Genomic DNA, 17,387 nt, shown 5'->3' with positions numbered 1-17,387 from the left:
CGCCACCGGGCGCCGTCGCGTGCAATTATTCCATCATCTTCTCAATCGGCAGCACCAGAATCGAGCTGGCGCCGAGCGCCTTCAGTTTCTCCATGGTCTCCCAGAACAGGGTTTCGCTGCTGACCATGTGCATTGCCACACGCTGCTGATCGCCGGCCAGCGGCAGAATGGTTGGACGTTCCGCGCCCGGCAGCAGGGCGATCACCTCTTCCAGACGCTCGCTTGGCGCGTGCATCATGATGTACTTCGATTCGCGCGCCTGGATAACGCCCTGAATTCGGGTCAGCAGCTTATCGACCAGTTGCTGCTTGGCGTCGGTCATCTCGCCGTCACGCTGGATCAGGCAGGCTTTAGAGCGATAAATCACTTCCACTTCGCGAAGACCGTTGGCTTCCAGCGTTGCGCCGGTCGAGACCAGATCGCAGATGGCATCGGCCAGTCCAGCGCGTGGGGCCACTTCCACAGAACCGTTCAGGAGACAGGATTTAAAGGAGACACCTTTCTGGTCGAGATAACGTTTGAGCAGGTGGGGATAAGAGGTGGCGATGCGTTTGCCATCCAGCGCGGCGGGGCCATCCCAGGTTTCATCAACGGGCGTGGCCAGAGAAAGACGACAACCACCGAAGTCGAGACGACGCAGGGTAAAGTAGCGCGGATCTTCGCCCTGGGCGCGTCGGTTCAGCAATTCCTCTTCCAGAACGTTCTCACCGATGATGCCCAGGTCAACGACGCCGTCCATCACCAGACCGGGGATATCGTCGTCACGCACACGCAGAATATCAATCGGCATATTCTCTGCCATCGCAATCAGGCGCTGGGTGTGTAAGTTAATTTTAATCCCGCAGCGAGCGAGTAATTCGCGTGAGTCATCGCTCAAACGACCTGATTTCTGAATAGCTATGCGTAAACGGGTGTTATCTAACATTCTCTTTTCCTCTTTATCCTGTCTGAACCTGTCTGAATTGCGCACCAAAAAAAAAGCCCCCGGAAGAAATCTTCCGGGGGCTTTCTCATACGTTCATGCACCACTGGAAGATCTGAATGTCTCCCAGCACACATCGCCTGAAAGACTAGTCAGGATGATGGTGATGATGGTGGTGTTTAAATTGAACGCGTGTCATAAAATTCTCGATGAATGCTTATTCATTTGATGCCTTTTAACCTAAACCACTTTAACGCTTTAAAGCAAGCGCTTTTTTTAATTCCTATTTATAGTATGAATTGTCAGTCTTAAAACGCTGGCGTAGCCTTATAGACATAGTGCTGGAGTCAGGAGAAAACGGATGAAAAAGGTCGCAGTTGTCGGTTTAGGATGGTTAGGCATGCCGCTGGCGATGTCGCTCACTGCCAGGGGCTGGCGGGTGACGGGGAGCAAAACCACCCAGGATGGCGTGGAAGCGGCCAGAATGAGCGGGATCGAAGGGTATCCGCTACGGCTCGAGCCTGAACTGGTGTGCGAAACAGATGACCTGGATGCGCTGATGGATGTTGATGCGCTGGTGATTACTTTACCAGCCCGTCGCAGTGGTCCTGGCGAAGAGTTCTATCTGCAGGCCATGCAGGAGCTGGTGGACAGCGCGCTGGCTTACCGTATTCCGCGCATTATCTTTACCAGTTCGACCTCCGTCTATGGTGACGTGCAGGGGACAGTGAAAGAGGGAACGGCGCGTAATCCGGTCACCGCCAGCGGTCGCGTGTTAAAAGAACTGGAAGACTGGTTGCATAATTTACCGGGTACGTCGGTCGATATTCTGCGTCTGGCCGGACTGGTAGGGCCTGGACGTCATCCGGGTCGCTTTTTCGCCGGTAAAACAGCCCCTGACGGCGAGCACGGCGTCAATCTGGTTCATCTGGAAGATGTCATTGCCGCCATTACCCTGTTGTTACAGGCACCAAAAGGGGGACACATCTATAATATATGTGCGCCTTCGCATCCTGCCCGCAATGTATTCTATCCGCAGATGGCGCGTCTGCTGGGAATGGAACCGCCGCAGTTCCGTGATTCCATGGATAACGGTAAAGGTAAAATTATAGATGGCAGCCGGATCTGTAATGAGCTTGGGTTTGAATACCAGTATCCCGATCCGCTGGTGATGCCGTTGGAGTAATGCTTACCTCCAGCAGTTAGTCGCCATACACCGCAAGGGGGCGTGTATGAAACCACTGCTGGATGTGCTCATCATTCTCGATGCCCTTGAAAAAGAGGGCAGCTTTGCGGCCGCGTCGGCCAAACTGTATAAGACGCCGTCTGCACTCAGCTATACCGTCCACCGCCTGGAAAGCGACCTCAACATTCAGATCCTCGATCGCAGCGGCCATCGCGCCCGGTTCACGCGTACCGGGCAAATGCTGCTGGAAAAAGGGCGCGAAGTCCTGCATACCGTGCGGGAACTGGAAAAGCAGGCAATTAAACTCCACGAAGGTTGGGAAAATGAGCTGGTGATTGGCGTAGACGATACGTTCCCCTTTTCTCTGCTTGCCCCACTGATTGAATCTTTTTATCAACATCACAGCGTCACGCGTCTGAAGTTCATTAACGGCGTGCTGGGAGGATCGTGGGATGCGCTGACCCAGGGCAGGGCGGACATTATTGTCGGTGCGATGCATGAACCGCCCTCATCCAGCGACTTTAGCGTTGCGCGTCTGGGCGAACTGGAACAGGTCTTCGCTGTCGCGCCGCACCATCCTTTGGCTCAGGAGGCAGAGCCGTTGAGCCGCAGTACCATCAAACGCTATCGCGCAATTGTGGTCGGTGACAGTTCGTCTCTCTCTTCTGCATCGGCGACGCAACTGCTTGATGACCAGGAGGCGATCACCGTCTTCGATTTTAAAACCAAACTGGAACTGCAAATCAGCGGTCTGGGTTGCGGTTATCTTCCACGCTATCTGGCACAGCGCTTCCTGGAAAGTGGGGCGCTGATCGAGAAAAAAGTGGTAGCACAAATGCTCTTTGAACCGGTGTGGATGGGATGGAATGAGCAGACGGCGGGGCTTGCCAGCGCCTGGTGGCGGGATGCAATTTTAGCAAATAGTGCTATTGCTGGCGTCTACACAAAAGACGAGACAAACAAATCAAACATTTAAGAAAAAATAGTTCACGACAAGCCTCTCATTCTCTTGTCTTTTCGCCTCATTTTAGTGCACAATGCGCCGCTTGCAAAAAATGACATTAACCGACGTTTTCATACGCGTCGGTTATTTTTTTGCATCAAACCAATCATTCATACAAAGAGGCCGGGCTTCGTACCGGATAGATATTTACTAAAAACCGACAGTTGTTGTCGCTGAGGAATCCAGAAAATGGGGCAATTTTTTGCTTACGCGACGGCATTCGCCGTAAAGGGGAATGACCATGTCGCATAACGCTACTCCAAAAACCTCTCGCGTGGAATTGCGTAAAACGCTTACGCTGATTCCGGTTGTCATGATGGGTCTTGCCTATATGCAGCCGATGACGCTGTTCGATACGTTTGGTATCGTTTCGGGCCTCACTGACGGTCACGTTGCAACGGCGTACGCCTTTGCGCTGATCGCTATTCTTTTTACTGCGTTGAGCTACGGTAAACTGGTTCGCCGTTTCCCGTCTGCTGGCTCGGCGTATACCTATGCCCAGAAATCCATTAGCCCAACCGTTGGCTTCATGGTGGGTTGGTCATCCCTGCTGGACTACCTGTTCATGCCGATGATCAACATCCTGCTGGCTAAAATTTACTTTGAAGCGCTGGTGCCGTCCGTGCCGTCGTGGATCTTTGTTGTCGCGCTGGTGGCCTTTATGACCATCTCTAACCTGCGCAGCATCAAGACCGTGGCGAACTTCAATACCCTGATTGTGATCCTGCAGATGGGCATTGTGGCGGTGATTGTTGGCCTGATCATCTACGGTGTTTCGAACGGCGAAGGTGCCGGTACCCTGACCAGCACCCGTCCGTTCTGGTCGGAAGGCGCGCATGTTGTGCCGATGATTACCGGGGCAACGATTCTGTGCTTCTCATTCCTGGGCTTCGACGGTATCTCTTCGCTGTCTGAAGAGACCAAAGATGCAGAACGCGTGATCCCGAAAGCTATCTTCCTGACGGCGCTGATTGGTGGTCTGGTGTTCATCGGCGCTTCGTACTTCCTGCAACTGTACTTCCCGGATATCTCTCGCTTTAAGGATCCGGATGCGTCTCAGCCGGAAATCATGCTGTACGTGGCGGGTAAAACTTTCCAGTGGGGCGTGCTGATTTTCTCCAGCGTGACCGTTCTGGCTTCCGGTATGGCAGCACATGCAGGCGTCTCTCGTCTGATGTACGTAATGGGCCGTGACGGTGTATTCCCGACGCGTTTCTTCGGCTACATTCATCCGAAGTGGCGCACCCCGGCGTGGAACGTGCTGCTGGTGGGTGCGATTGCCCTGATGGCGATTAAGTTTGACCTGGTAACGGCGACGGCGCTGATCAACTTCGGTGCGCTGGTGGCATTTACCTTCGTGAACCTGTCTGTGATTTCACAGTTCTGGATCCGCGAAAAACGCAACAAGACGCTGAAAGACCATTTCAACTATCTGGTGCTGCCGGTATGCGGCGCGCTGACCGTTGGCGCTCTGTGGATCAACCTGGAAGAGAGTTCCATGGTTCTGGGTCTGATCTGGGCCGGTATCGGTCTGGTGTATCTGGCTTGCGTGACCAAAAGCTTCCGCAACCCGGTTCCGCAGTACGAAGATATCGCACAGTAATTCATAACGTCTGTAGTCCCGGTAAGCGAAGCGCCACCGGGCAGGAAGCCGGAGTTAACCACTCCGGCTTTTTTTATGTCGTTGGTTTATTTCCAGTCATTATTCATAACCATTCGTTCTAAATTAGAGAATTTGGTTATTGGTTCCCCGCCGCGTGGTCAGGAATAATTTCCTGATTGATATTCTTCAGGCTAACGAATTTATGTTTTCAATGATTTTGAGCGGGGTTATCTGCGGCGCGCTGCTGGGTTTTGTGATGCAACGTGGTCGATTCTGTCTGACCGGTGGTTTCCGCGATATGGTTATCGCCAAAAACAACCGCATGTTCTATGCGCTGCTGATCGCGATTTCCGTACAGAGCGTCGGTGCCTTTGCGCTGATTCAGGCGGGAGTAATCCGCTATGATGCTGGCGCGTTCCCGTGGCTTGGCACCGTTGTCGGTGGCTACATCTTCGGGATTGGGATTGTCTATGCGGGGGGATGTGCCACCGGAACCTGGTATCGTGCGGGTGAGGGGCTGATCGGCAGCTGGATTGCGCTGGCGACCTACATGGTGATGAGCGCGGTAATGCGTTCGCCTCATGCCAGCGGTTTAAACCAGACGCTGAAGGCGTACAGCACGGAGCACAACGCTATTGCCGACACGCTGAACCTCTCCGTCTGGCCGCTGATTGCGGTTCTGCTGGTCGTGACGCTCTGGGTGGTCAGCAAAGAGCTGAAAAAGCCAAAGCTGAAGGTGGCCTCTTTACCGCCGCGCCGTACCGGGCTTGCCCATATTCTGTTTGAAAAACGCTGGCACCCGTTCGTGACGGCGGTGCTGATCGGTCTTATCGCGCTGCTGGCATGGCCGCTGAGCGAAGCCACCGGGCGTATGTTTGGGCTTGGGATCACCTCGCCGACGGCTAACATCCTGCAGTTTCTGGTGGCAGGAGACAGCAAATTCCTCAACTGGGGCGTTTTCCTGGTGCTGGGGATTTTCCTCGGTTCGTTCATTGCGGCAAAAGCCAGTCGTGAATTCCGTGTACGGGCAGCCGATGCGCCAACGACGCTGCGCAGCGGTTTCGGCGGGATCCTGATGGGCTTTGGCGCCAGCATTGCCGGCGGCTGTTCTATCGGCAATGGTCTGGTGATGACGGCGATGATGACCTGGCAGGGCTGGATTGGCCTGGTATTTATGATCCTTGGCGTCTGGACCGCGTCGTGGATTGTGTTTGTACGACCGCAGCGTAAAGCCCGTCTGGCAAGCGCTGCGGCAAATTAAGTGTAAGGATTAATGATGGCAATTAAAAAACTGGACGTGGTCACGCAGGTTTGTCCGTTTCCACTGATTGAAGCAAAAGCCGCGCTGGCCGAGATGGCGAGCGGTGACGAACTGGTGATTGAGTTTGACTGCACCCAGGCGACCGAAGCGATCCCTCAATGGGCTGCACAGGAAGGGCATGCGATTACAGATTATCAGCAGGTTGGCGATGCCGCCTGGAGCATCACCGTACAGAAAGCGTGATAACAGGCCCTCCGCCGTGGCGCGGAGGGCGAATCTCAGACAATCTCTTCCGCGTACTGCCACAGCGCCTTCAGTAGCGCCTGCTTCTCTTTATCATCCGCATATTCCTGATATAACACCTGCAACTCATCGGCGTAGTGCTGTAAATATTCCGGCGTAAAGACCTGGCGACGGTGTTCCAGCCAGCGCTGCTGTTCTGCTTCATCCAGCGTTCCGGGGAAGTTACGCGCCCGATAGTTGAACAACAGTTTTTCAATACGCGGATCGAGAAAGGTGATATCCAGTGCCGGCAGATTCTGCGGGTCGGTTTCCAGCACAATCTTCATGGCCGCCCGGTCAGCATCGCTGAAGAAGCCGTTATAGAGCTGGGCATCGACGTTGTCAGACGGCGTGAATGGTTCCGCTTCAGCAAAGACGGCGACCACTTTGTCACGCACCTGCGGATTTTCACGCAGTACTTTCAAATTATCGAGGCAGTGCTGGCGATTAATGCCCAGACGGTCAGCATCTTCCGGGCGCAACGTGTTCGCCTGCGCCAGCACCGGACATTTGTTGATGTGTACCAGTTTCAGGGGAACGGCGGCGTTATCGCCCAGACTGGCTTTGGCGGTATACAGACGCTCGCGCAGGGTGTCGCTGTCCAGTTCCAGCAGCGGCGAAATATCACCGGCCAGGTCAACCATAATCACCGCATTGCGGTTATCCGGATGCCAGGCCAGAGGCGCAACCCAACTGGTATTGCCGCGCCATGCGCCAAACATACCGGAAACATGCACCAGCGGCTTCATTTGCGGCACATCTATCAGCGCGGCCAGCTTGTGCTTGTTGCGGTGCGTATAGAGATACTCAAACAGACGCGGCTGACGTGACTTCACCAGTTGTGCCATGGCAATGGTGGCATAGACGTCCGCCATCGCATCGTGCGCATTGCTGTGTTCGATACCATTCGCTTTCGTCAGATGCTCCAGGCGAAAACTGGGGAGCCCGTCGTCATTTTCCGGCCAGTTGATGCCTTCCGGGCGCAGGGCATAGCAGGCGCGCATGACGTCCAGCAGATCCCAGCGTGAATTATCATGCTGCCAGCTCCACGCGTAAGGATCGTAGAAGTTGCGGTACAGCACGTTACGCGTGACTTCGTCGTCGAAACGCACGTTGTTGTAGCCAATAATGCAGGTTTTCGGCACCGTAAACAGTGCGTGGATCCGCGCGGCAAACGCAGCTTCATTGTCACCTTTCTCCCACGCTTCCTGTGGGGTGATTCCGGTGACCATCACAGCACCTGGTTGAGGCAAATAGTCATCCGCCGGTTTGCAGTAAAACACCTCTGGCTCGCCGATAACGTTGAATTCGCTATCGGTACGCAGGGCGGCAAATTGCGCTGGTCTGTCGAGCGCCGGGTGAATGCCAAAGGTTTCGTAATCGTGGAAGAGAAAGGTGGGTTGCTGCTTGCCGTCATTCATAAATAAGTGGGTTCCGTGACTTCTGGTTGCGCGCTGCCTGGACTGCACAGAGTACCAAAGTTCGACGCGGTAATCAGCCTGACTCGCCGTGAAGCAATAAAGAAACTCGCGACCGGAAACGCGTTCATAACAACGAAAGAGAGAAAACTATGCGATAAGTCACATTTCCTTGCAATTAATCCCTGTTTGTTTTGCCAGTTTTCCGTAAAAAGGACGGCTCTTTTGGAACACCTGAGGACATGCTGTTGAAACCCCGTCTGTTTATTGCCGCTTCTTTACTCGCGATTCATCTCGCTTCTGCTTTTGCCGCGAGTTCGGCCAGTTTTGCGCCCCCTCCTCCCAGCATTGAGGCCGGTTCGTGGGTGCTTATGGATTACACCACGGGGCAAATCCTCACTGCGGGTAATGAACATCAGCAGCGCAATCCTGCCAGCCTGACCAAGCTGATGACCGGTTATGTGGTCGACCGCGCCATTGACAGCCAGCGCATTACGCCGGATGACATGGTCACGGTGGGACGCGACGCGTGGGCAAAAGACAATCCGGTTTTCGTCGGCTCCTCGCTCATGTTCCTCAAAGAAGGAGATCGGGTATCCGTGCGCGACTTAAGCCGTGGATTGATTGTCGATTCCGGTAACGACGCCTGCGTTGCGCTGGCTGACTATATTGCCGGTGGACAGCCGCAGTTTGTCGCCATGATGAATAATTACGTCAAGAAGCTCAATTTACAGGATACCCATTTTGAGACGGTTCACGGGCTGGATGCCCCCGGTCAGCACAGCTCGGCTTACGATCTGGCGGTATTGTCCCGGGCCATCATTCATGGCGAGCCTGAGTTCTATCATATGTACAGCGAGAAAAGTCTCACCTGGAACGGCATTACGCAACAGAACCGTAATGGGCTGCTGTGGGACAAAACCCTGAACGTTGATGGGCTAAAAACCGGTCACACCTCGGGCGCGGGCTTCAATCTGATTGCCTCTGCGGTGGATGGCCAGCGCCGACTGATTGCCGTTGTTATGGGGGCGAATAGCCCGAAAGGGCGTGAGGAGCAGGCCCGCAAACTGCTCCTCTGGGGGCAACAACATTTCGACACGGTGCAGATCCTGCGCAGCGGTAAGCAGGTTGGGACGGAGCGCATCTGGTACGGCGATAAAGAGAACATCGCGTTAGGCACCGAACAAGATTTCTGGATGGCGCTGCCGAAGGCGGAAATCCCGAACATCAAAGCGAAGTACATCCTGGATAAGAAGGAACTGGAAGCACCGCTCGCCGCGCATCAGCGGGTCGGAGAAATTGAGCTCTACGACCGTGACAAACTGGTCGCCCACTGGCCTCTGGTGACGCTGGAAGCGGTAGGCAAGGGGGGCGTCCTTTCGCGTCTGAGTGATTATTTTCATCATAAAGCCTGACGATCGCTGGCAGGAGACTGGCAGGAGTTCGGCTCTGCTCACATAATAATCACAAATCTCTTGTGGCTGTTATTCAGGCTTAGTTACACTGTATATAAATACAGTGTAACAATGGAGGCAACATGAACTACGAGATCAGACACGCTGACAAGCGTACCGTTGCAGGTTTCCACCTGGTGGGACCGTGGGAACAAACGGTGAAACAAGGCTTTGACCAGTTGATGATGTGGGTGGATGACAAGCAGGTTGTGACGCAAGAATGGATCGCCGTTTACTTCGACAATCCAGATGAAGTGCCTGCCGAAAAACTGCGCTGTAGTACGGTCGTTTCGGTGCCCGCTGATTTTGTCATACCGGAAAACAGCGAAGGCGTGACGCTCAGTGAAATCGATGGCGGTCAATATGCGACGGCGGTTGCGCGTGTTGACAATGGTGACTTTGCGACGCCATGGCATCAGTTATTTAATAGCCTGATGCAGGATCAAAAGTATGAAATGACATGCAAACCCTGCTTTGAAGTCTATCTGAACAACGGTTGCGAAGACGGTTACTGGGATATCGAGATGTATATCTCGGTGCAACCTGTCACGAAGTAAGCATAAAACCAGGCGGACCGGCGCTGAGCGACTACGCTTAGCGAGATGTCCTGTCCGCTGCGGTGATCTTCTGCGCGTAAAAACAGGTACAATCTGTTTTTGTCTTTGCCTGACGGAGTGCGTGAGTGCGTGCCGATAAGTCACTGAGTCCATTTGAAATCCGCCTGTATCGCCATTACCGCATTGTGCATGGTATTCGCATCGCGCTGGCCTTCATCCTGACCTTTTTACTTGTTCGCCTGTTTAACATTCCTGAAGGGACGTGGCCTCTGATTACGCTGGTGGTGATTATGGGGCCAATCTCGTTCTGGGGAAACGTGGTTCCCCGCGCGTATGAACGGATCGGTGGCACGATCCTCGGGTCGGCGCTGGGGCTGGTGGCGCTGCGCCTCGAGCTTTTCTCATTGCCGCTGATGCTGCTCTGGTGTGCGGCGGCCATGTTCCTGTGTGGATGGCTCGCGTTAGGTAAAAAACCGTATCAGGCGCTTTTAATTGGCATCACGCTGGCCGTGGTGGTGGGCGCTCCTGCAGGCGATATGGAGACCGCGCTCTGGCGCGGCGGCGATGTCATTCTCGGGTCGCTTCTCGCCATGCTGTTCACCGGAATCTGGCCGCAGCGCGCCTTTATCCACTGGCGAATCCAACTGGCACATTGCGTAACGGCCTATAACCGGGTGTATCAGGCTGCACTGTCGCCCAATCTGTTAGAACGTCCTCGGTTGGATAAACACCTGCAACAGCTCCTGGCTGACGTGGTAAAAATGCGCGGGCTTATCACTCCCGCGAGCAAAGAAACGCGCATCCAGAAATCTATTTTTGAAGCCATTCAGACCGTCAACCGTAACCTGGTCTGCATGCTCGAATTGCAGATCAATGCCCTGTGGGCGACCCGTGAGAGCCATTTTGTCATGCTCAACGCCCATACGCTGCGGGAAACGCAGAAAATGACCCAGCAGGCGCTACTGACGATTGCGCATGCGTTGTTTGAAGGCAACCCGCAACCGATTCTCGCGAACAGTGAAAAACTGAATGAGACCGTTAACGAACTGCGCACGCTGATACGCCAGCATGATGAACATAATGTGGCCGAAACGCCGATTCATGGCTATGTCTGGCTCAGTCTGGAAACCGCCCGTCAACTGGAGCTGCTGTCGCATCTTATCTGCCGCGCACTGCGCAAATAAAAAGCAGGTAAGGGGAATGCTGCCGCTGCTGCTTCGATTCAGCAAGGAATAAGGGTATGATGGAAACCAGAATGAAGCCATTGTCATTTGTGGCTGCGAAAAGTAATGTTAGCCCTATCGTTTAAACGAATCCGACTCTCACATTATCAGGGGTGTAAAAATGGAAACTACCAAGCCATCTTTCCAGGACGTGCTGGAATTTGTCCGTCTGTTCCGTCGTAAAAACAAACTGCAGCGTGAAATCCAGGACGTTGAGAAAAAGATCCGTGACAACCAGAAACGTGTTCTGCTGCTGGACAACCTGAGCGATTACATCAAGCCGGGTATGAGCGTTGAAGCTATTCAGGGCATCATCGCCAGCATGAAAAGCGACTATGAAGATCGCGTTGATGACTACATCATCAAAAATGCAGAGATCTCCAAAGAACGCCGCGACATCTCCAAAAAGCTGAAAGCAATGGGCGAAATGAAAAACGGCGACGCGAAAGCGGAGTAACGTTTGTGTGCAGTGAGGATTCGCAATGCGATCCTCACTGACGTTTTACGCCGCCGCTGACCATCCGTAACAGGTGCTGTTCTGGCCAGTGTTCGGTCAGTCTGTTTTTTGCCAGTAGCCACTTAACATAGTCCACATCGTGTCGCTGTCTGTCGAGCATCAGTCCGACGACGCTGCCGCTGTGCGCCACGTTCACGCCGTATAAATCGCACTCTTCAACCAGCGACAATAGCGCATCGAAATCGGGTTTCGGCAACAGCATCTGGCTGGCGATGGCGCTCAGCGTCGCCGCTTCTCCCATGCGATACGGATTTTGCTCCGCACAAGCTTCCTGTACTTTTTCCCACGCCCGCTTCAGCGCAGGCGCGCCAGCATGCAAACCGGCCTGCCGCGGAATGCGGTGATAGTCGGCGGTGCGTAAAGTTTGCGGGCTTTCCAGCACGAGGAGGTCCAGCGCGGGTTGAGAATCGCAGGGGATTTGCGTCGAAGCGTCGTTGTGGTCAAACAGCGTCAGCTGTTGAAAAACGGTGCTGTCAGTCGGTTCCAGCGAGACGCAAAGTTGCGCGAGCGTGGATTCATCCAGTTGATGACCGAGATGCTGCGCAGTAGCGACGGCTGTTGCGGCGATATCCGCCGTACTGCTGGCCATACCTTTTGCAATCGGGATAGTTGAATGGATCGAAACACGAATATCCTGGCTCAGGTGCGCGGGGTAGTTCCAGTGTTCAAGGAGTCGGTTGACCATCGCCCGCGAAAGAGGGCGCTCGTCCGCTAAAGGAGAACCGGTACAGACCTCGACGGTGCTGTACCAGTCAACCGGGCAGGAGACCAGTTTCTCGCTGCCCATAATCCAGCCCTGAATAAGCTCTCCGCATGACGCGGGGCACTGCGCAACAGCCACGTTATCACCTTTCTGCTCGACAATCCTCGGCGCATAGTGTCATGGCGATTTCGCTATTACCATGATTTGCCGCAATTTGTGCGGCGCGAACTCAGGCCGACACGGCGAAAGTTTCTGATTCTGCGAGAGCAATCCGCATCACGTCCTGGGCTATCATCAGCTCTTCATTGGTGTTGATGACCGCCACTTTGACGATCGCGTTTTCCGCCTGAATAAAGGTTGCATTCCGTTGGTTCTTCTCTTCGTCTATGGCAAGACCCAGGAAGTGCAGGTTCTGACAGATTGCCGCTCTGGCGCGCGCCGAGTTTTCCCCGATACCACCGGTAAACACCAGCGCATCCAGTCCACCCATTTGCATTATATAGCTGCCAATCGTGGCGCGAATACGCTCCGCAAACAGCGACAGTGCGAGCGCCGCGCGGGGATCCCCGGCGTCAGCAGCCTGCTCAACGTCACGATAGTCATGCGAGACGCCCGAAACGCCAAGCAGCCCGGATTCATTGTTCAGCAGGTGATTGAGCTGCTGTGGCGTCTTGCCTTCACGCTGGGCAACCCAGGGTAAGATGGACGGGTCGATATCCCCGCTGCGGGTTCCCATCATCACGCCAGACTGCGGGGTGAAGCCCATCGATGTATTAACCGACTTTCCGCCCTTAATCGCGCAAATACTGCTGCCGTTGCCCAGATGACAACACACGACGCGCAGTGCGCTGAGCGGTACGCCAAGCCTTTCGGCGAGTGTCGCACTGACATACTTATGGCTGGTCCCGTGAAAACCGTAGCGGCGGATACCAAACTCAGCGTAATACCGCCACGGAAGCGGATAGATATAGGCGGGTTCTTCCAGCGTTTGATGAAACGCGGTATCAAAAACGGCAACTGAAGGTACGTCGGGCAGCAACTGGCGAAACACGTTGATGCCAAGCAGGTTTACCGGGTTATGCAAGGGCGCCAGTTCGGCAAGGCGTTCAATTTCCGCCAGCGATTCATCGGTCACGCGCACGGAATCCTTAAACGATTCCCCGCCATGCGCCACGCGATGGCCGACACCCTCGATATCCTGCAGGCTGGTGATAATATCGTGGCTAATCAGCATTTCGAGAAGCAGGGTTACCGCCTCACGATGATCGGCAACCGGCGTGGTTTGCTGCCATTTTTGATCCTGCGCTTTCAGGGTGATCCGGGCATCCGGCAGGCCGATACGCTCAATGAGCCCCTGACACAGCAAATCGCCCTGCGGCATGTCCAGCAACTGAAATTTAAGGGACGAGCTGCCCGCGTTGATCGCCATTATTTTGTGAGACATGAAGATTCCTTTTGGTTCAGAAAGGCAAACAGTTCATCAAGACCGGAACGGTTGACGGCGCTGGTCACGAAGACGCGCCGTGCGCCGGCCTGCTCCAGCCACCCGGTGACCTGCGCAATTTTCTGCGGGTTCGCTAAATCTGATTTGGTCACCACGCCGAATGCCGGTCTGTTCATCGGTGCAGTAAAGCCGGGGGAGAAAGGTGACCACTGCGCATCGCTATTAAGCACCAGCGCAATGACATCCGCCTCGCAGGCGCTTGCCAGCAGTGCGCTGTACAGACAACGGTTTTCCAGATATTCGCCAGGGGTGTCGATGGTTTCGGCAGACCAGACAATCGCCTGCGTTTTCTGATACTCGAGAGCCTCGCCGCGCAGACACTGCGTCAGCGAGGTCTTACCGCACTGGCTGGGGCCAATCAACATCATGCGTTGCATAACGCTACGTCCGCGTGATGGAACAGGTTGTAAAGCGCATCATTTCACCAAGCGTGCGCGTTACCTGCTTCAGGGCGTATTCCACCGCCGACACGTCGCCGGTTAACACCACCGCACCGGTGAAACGGTCGAGAAAACCTATCTCTACTGCGCCGGATTTCGTTGCGATGTCACAGGCAATAATGGAAGCTTCACTTGGCGTGATGGTGAGAATGCCAATCGCCGAGACGCTGTCCTGCAATCCCAGTTTCTTGAACAGATCTTTGCCGGGGTTCGCAATCAGATGTGCCAGCGTGACCTGTTTGCCCGGTACGTACTCCTGGATCATGCGATCCGTGGTCGGTTGTCTTTCCATCATCCCTCCACTATCTGACGCCACATCGCGTCGTGCGGGCGTGGGATCACCGAACGATAAACCAGCAGACCTTTTTCACCCGCGCTCTCACTGGCAACCGTGACCGCGTTGTTGACATCGGAGACGTCGCCTGCGACCACCATGTAGCATTTGCCGCCGATGCCGAACGCCATATGAACGCGCACGAGCGTCACGTTGGACGCCTTCACCGCCCGGTCAGCCGCACTGATACAGGCCGCTACGCTCCAGGTTTCGACAATCCCCACCGCCTGACGTTTATCCACGCTGTTCAGGCCGCTGATTGCGGGAAGCACGCTGGCATGAATGTTGGGCAACACCAGACTGTCGACCAGCATTTCGCCAGCGAGCGCGTTTCCGGTTTCGATCGCCTGTTGTACCGCGCCAACGTCGCCGCCCAGCATGAGTAAAAATTTACCCGGACAAATGGTTTTGCTGACCAGCAGATCCACATTGGCGCTTTTCAGCATGGCATCGCCCGCTTCCATCCCTTTGGCAATGCTGGTGAGTTCTAAAATACCTATGGCCTGAGACATGGTTACCCTCTTACAACGATAATGGCCTGATCTGTTACCTCACAGACAATGCCGTCAATACTGGCGTGAACAGGCGCACCGAGTGCGCCTTGCGGAGTTTCAGCAACGCACTGACCACGCGCGACGCGCTCGCCTTTCTGAACGCAGGGCACCGCGCTGGCGCCGATGTGCTGGCGCAGCAACAGCGTCGTCTTCTCAACAACGGGCTCGCTGTCGACTAACGGCGCTTCCCGATACCACGGCGTTAGCCCCAGTTTGGCGATGAGTCGTTTAACCGGCACCAGACGGTATTTCGCCATCTCATCAGCCGGATTGAGCGGGCCCTCGTAGCGCTGATTTTGGGCGCGCAGTTCGCGTTTCAGCATGCGGTTAATCCGCATGGGTGAAATACCTACCGGACAGGCCACACTTTCACAGACGTTACATTCGGAACAGGTGAGGGCGCTGAGCAGCAGTTGTGGTGTGGCGGCCTGATGGAAATTGACTGCGCGCACCAGCAGATGCGGAGAGAGTTCGTGACCGATGAGATGCCTCGGGCAGAGATCGGTACACAGGCGACATTGTTCACAAACGGTTCTCGCCACCGACAGCACGGTACGCTCATCCTGCATACGCCGCTGAATCAGCGGATGTGATTTCGGCAGCACCAGCAGTCCGCCGGTAGTTTTCGTGACCGGCGCGTCCAGCGACGTCACCAGGCTTCCCATCATTGGTCCGCCGTTGATAAATCCCGGATCGTCGATGGTTGCGCCGCCAGCCATCTCCAGCACGTCGCGTAAGGACATGCCGATGGGGACGGTTACGGTCTGTGGGCGGGCAACGGCACCGTTAATCGTGAGCGTACGGCGCGTCACGGGATACTGCTGCTCGATCGCGCGGGCGATATTCAGTACGGTTTGTACGTTGTTGACCACCACCCCCACGCTGACCGGCAGGGCGGCGGGGGGAACGCGACGACCTGTTGCCATCCAGATCGTCAGAACTTCATCTCCCGCCGGATAGACGTCGGGCAGAATGTGAAGCCTGATCGCCGGAGGCAACAGCGGCGTCAGGGCGGCAATCGCTGGCTGGTACTTTTCTTTCAGGGCGATAATCCCTTCGCGGGCTCCGGTGGCCTTCATCGCATACTGTACGCCACGAATCAGACGCGCCGCCTGCTGCGCCATGAGTTGCTGATCGACTTTCAGCATCGGCTCGCATTCGGCAGCATTGACCAGGAAAATCTCCACCTGAGCCTGGAGTTTGACATGCGTCGGAAAGCCGGCACCGCCGGCCCCCACAATGCCTGCCGCGCGAACGCGCTCGACGAGGGTCTGCGCATTCAGTGTGGCCAGTTCATCATTCAGGGCGGTATTCATAGCAACTCCTCAAGCAGTTCCTGAATGGCTCTGGCATTCGCAGCTCTGGGGTTGGTTTTCAGCGTTACGTCCGCCAGCGCGGCCTGAACCATTGCCGGAATACGCTGTGACCAGTCCTGCTTTTGTTCTTTAAGCGCGGCGGCGAGAGTAGGGATAGCGCACGCTTTTTTCAGTTGTTCAATGTGCTGCACCAACGCATTCACACTCGCCGTTTCATTGGCGCTGTCAGGACATAAATGACAGGCTTTGGCGAATCGGGCATAGCGTTTAGCCGCCCGTGGATCGTGCGCGTTGAAGCGGATCACTGACGCCAGCAGCAGGGCATTTGCCAGGCCGTGGGGCAGATGGAACTGGCCGCCTAGCTGGTGGGCGATGGCATGGTTCAGTCCCAGTCCAGCCTGGCTGAATGCCATTCCTGCCAGCGTAGAGGCGTTGTGCATTTTGCCTCGAGTGGCTAGACAGTCGCCTTTACGAACGGCGACAGGCAGATACTGAAAGACGATCTGCGCTGCTTTTTCAGCGAGTGCATCGGTAAAGTCACTGGCGTGCGTGGACACATAGGCTTCCAGCGCGTGCGTCAGAACATCCATCCCGGTATTGGCGGTGATGGCGGGCGGGACGCTGACGACCAGCATCGGATCAAGGATCGCCATGTCCGGATAGAGCGCGTTGTTAAACAGCGGATACTTAATGCCTTTCTCCGGATCGCTAATCACGCAGGCGCTGGTGACTTCCGACCCGGTTCCGCTGGTGGTCGGGATCGCCACGCAGGTTTCAATATCAATATCAAACTGACGGCTGAACCAGACAATGGCCTTCGCCGCATCTAGCGCGGAGCCGCCGCCGAAACCGATCACCACATCGGGGCGCAGGGACTGCATTTGCGCAATCCCCTGAACGACGGTTCCGATGGTCGGGTCTGGCGTGATCTCACTGAATACGCTGATCCGGTTATCCGCCGGTATCGCCTCGCGCAGCGTATTAATCAGCGGCGAACGAGCGAGAAAACTATCGCAGATAATCCAGATGTGCTTGTTCGTAAAGCGGCCAAGCACCTTCAGACTTCCAGGGCCGCTGTACAAACGGGTTTGCAGTGAAAAGGTATTCATC

The 17,387-nt window shown here is 55.2% G+C and carries 20 protein-coding genes and 1 other annotated feature; of the genes, 10 read left to right on the top strand and 10 right to left on the bottom strand.

What is annotated here, in order from left to right; genetic code table 11:
* Window positions 1-25: 25 nt before the first annotated feature.
* Both hisG and hisL read right to left on the bottom strand, forming a co-directional pair.
* Window positions 26-925, bottom strand: coding sequence for an ATP phosphoribosyltransferase (gene hisG, locus ACERJC_RS09695; protein ID WP_152403766.1), 900 nt, complete (start codon window positions 923-925; stop codon window positions 26-28).
* Between the two features lie 47 nt (window positions 926-972).
* Window positions 973-1,095 (bottom strand) — a sequence feature (His leader region).
* Complete coding sequence (gene hisL / locus ACERJC_RS09690) at window positions 1,071-1,121, bottom strand: his operon leader peptide (RefSeq protein WP_001364200.1); 51 nt, start codon at window positions 1,119-1,121, stop codon at window positions 1,071-1,073. Its footprint overlaps the feature before it by 25 nt.
* A 162-nt stretch (window positions 1,122-1,283) precedes the next feature.
* Between hisL and ACERJC_RS09685 the strand changes: the two genes are divergently transcribed.
* The 6 genes from ACERJC_RS09685 (at window position 1,284) to tsuB (ending at window position 6,218) form a co-directional block, all read left to right on the top strand.
* Window positions 1,284-2,108, top strand: coding sequence for an SDR family oxidoreductase (locus tag ACERJC_RS09685; RefSeq protein ID WP_371896356.1), 825 nt, complete (start codon window positions 1,284-1,286; stop codon window positions 2,106-2,108).
* Window positions 2,109-2,154: 46 nt separating this feature from the next.
* On the top strand, window positions 2,155-3,084 hold the full coding sequence (locus ACERJC_RS09680) for a LysR substrate-binding domain-containing protein (RefSeq protein ID WP_373671535.1): 930 nt from the start codon (window positions 2,155-2,157) through the stop codon (window positions 3,082-3,084).
* A gap of 216 nt (window positions 3,085-3,300) precedes the next feature.
* A complete protein-coding gene (gene yoeI / locus ACERJC_RS09675; RefSeq protein WP_099433339.1) occupies window positions 3,301-3,363 on the top strand; it encodes a membrane protein YoeI in 63 nt (20 codons plus the stop codon).
* Window positions 3,353-4,714 carry an APC family permease gene (locus tag ACERJC_RS09670; RefSeq protein WP_042318166.1) on the top strand — a complete coding sequence of 454 codons (1,362 nt, stop codon included), beginning with the start codon at window positions 3,353-3,355 and terminating at the stop codon, window positions 4,712-4,714. The genes yoeI and ACERJC_RS09670 overlap by 11 nt, the downstream gene beginning before the upstream one ends.
* Before the next feature lie 202 nt (window positions 4,715-4,916).
* Window positions 4,917-5,975: a thiosulfate utilization transporter TsuA/YeeE gene (gene tsuA / locus ACERJC_RS09665; RefSeq protein ID WP_373671534.1), complete on the top strand. Its 1,059-nt coding sequence runs from the start codon at window positions 4,917-4,919 to the stop codon at window positions 5,973-5,975.
* Between the two features lie 15 nt (window positions 5,976-5,990).
* A complete protein-coding gene (gene tsuB, locus ACERJC_RS09660; RefSeq protein WP_046481470.1) occupies window positions 5,991-6,218 on the top strand; it encodes a thiosulfate utilization sulfurtransferase TsuB/YeeD in 228 nt (75 codons plus the stop codon).
* Between the two features lie 35 nt (window positions 6,219-6,253).
* On the opposite strand, the gene sbcB is transcribed toward tsuB, so the two are convergent.
* On the bottom strand, window positions 6,254-7,678 hold the full coding sequence (gene sbcB / locus ACERJC_RS09655) for an exodeoxyribonuclease I (RefSeq protein ID WP_373671533.1): 1,425 nt from the start codon (window positions 7,676-7,678) through the stop codon (window positions 6,254-6,256).
* 239 nt (window positions 7,679-7,917) lie between these two features.
* On the opposite strand from sbcB, the gene dacD reads away from it, so the two are divergent.
* The 4 genes from dacD to ACERJC_RS09635 all read left to right on the top strand — a co-directional run bounded on the left by dacD (window position 7,918) and on the right by ACERJC_RS09635 (window position 11,366).
* Complete coding sequence (gene dacD, locus ACERJC_RS09650; protein WP_373671532.1) at window positions 7,918-9,090, top strand: serine-type D-Ala-D-Ala carboxypeptidase DacD; 1,173 nt, start codon at window positions 7,918-7,920, stop codon at window positions 9,088-9,090.
* 122 nt (window positions 9,091-9,212) lie between these two features.
* The gene (sbmC, locus tag ACERJC_RS09645) at window positions 9,213-9,686 is read left to right on the top strand and encodes a DNA gyrase inhibitor SbmC (RefSeq protein WP_178823151.1); all 474 of its coding nucleotides are present in this window, start codon (window positions 9,213-9,215) and stop codon (window positions 9,684-9,686) included.
* 125 nt (window positions 9,687-9,811) lie between these two features.
* On the top strand, window positions 9,812-10,870 hold the full coding sequence (locus ACERJC_RS09640; protein ID WP_152403780.1) for an FUSC family protein: 1,059 nt from the start codon (window positions 9,812-9,814) through the stop codon (window positions 10,868-10,870).
* Between the two features lie 160 nt (window positions 10,871-11,030).
* The gene (locus tag ACERJC_RS09635; RefSeq protein ID WP_042318175.1) at window positions 11,031-11,366 is read left to right on the top strand and encodes a DUF496 family protein; all 336 of its coding nucleotides are present in this window, start codon (window positions 11,031-11,033) and stop codon (window positions 11,364-11,366) included.
* 34 nt (window positions 11,367-11,400) lie between these two features.
* On the opposite strand, the gene ACERJC_RS09630 is transcribed toward ACERJC_RS09635, so the two are convergent.
* From ACERJC_RS09630 to ACERJC_RS09600, 7 genes are all read right to left on the bottom strand, one after another.
* Window positions 11,401-12,267 (bottom strand): L-threonine kinase, encoded by an 867-nt coding sequence (locus ACERJC_RS09630; protein WP_373671531.1) that lies wholly within the window; start codon window positions 12,265-12,267, stop codon window positions 11,401-11,403.
* 91 nt (window positions 12,268-12,358) lie between these two features.
* Window positions 12,359-13,573, bottom strand: a complete 1,215-nt coding sequence (locus ACERJC_RS09625; RefSeq protein WP_373671530.1) for an acetate/propionate family kinase — start codon at window positions 13,571-13,573, stop codon at window positions 12,359-12,361.
* Entirely contained in the window at window positions 13,558-14,010 is a 453-nt protein-coding gene (pduV, locus tag ACERJC_RS09620; RefSeq protein WP_373671529.1) for a propanediol utilization protein PduV, read from the bottom strand. The genes ACERJC_RS09625 and pduV overlap by 16 nt, the downstream gene beginning before the upstream one ends.
* Window positions 14,011-14,014: 4 nt before the next feature.
* A complete protein-coding gene (gene pduU, locus ACERJC_RS09615; protein ID WP_042318179.1) occupies window positions 14,015-14,365 on the bottom strand; it encodes a propanediol utilization microcompartment protein PduU in 351 nt (116 codons plus the stop codon).
* Window positions 14,365-14,919: a propanediol utilization microcompartment protein PduT gene (gene pduT, locus ACERJC_RS09610; RefSeq protein ID WP_371894865.1), complete on the bottom strand. Its 555-nt coding sequence runs from the start codon at window positions 14,917-14,919 to the stop codon at window positions 14,365-14,367. Before pduT ends, pduU begins: the two co-directional genes overlap by 1 nt.
* A 2-nt stretch (window positions 14,920-14,921) precedes the next feature.
* Window positions 14,922-16,277: a 4Fe-4S dicluster domain-containing protein gene (locus tag ACERJC_RS09605; RefSeq protein WP_373671528.1), complete on the bottom strand. Its 1,356-nt coding sequence runs from the start codon at window positions 16,275-16,277 to the stop codon at window positions 14,922-14,924.
* Complete coding sequence (locus ACERJC_RS09600; protein WP_373671527.1) at window positions 16,274-17,386, bottom strand: 1-propanol dehydrogenase PduQ; 1,113 nt, start codon at window positions 17,384-17,386, stop codon at window positions 16,274-16,276. Before ACERJC_RS09600 ends, ACERJC_RS09605 begins: the two co-directional genes overlap by 4 nt.
* Window position 17,387 lies beyond the last annotated feature (1 nt).

Origin of the sequence: Citrobacter telavivensis (genome assembly GCF_041807075.1) — a bacterium.
Lineage (GTDB): Bacteria > Pseudomonadota > Gammaproteobacteria > Enterobacterales > Enterobacteriaceae > Citrobacter_A > Citrobacter_A telavivensis.
This window is presented reverse-complemented; position numbering and strand designations above follow the sequence as displayed.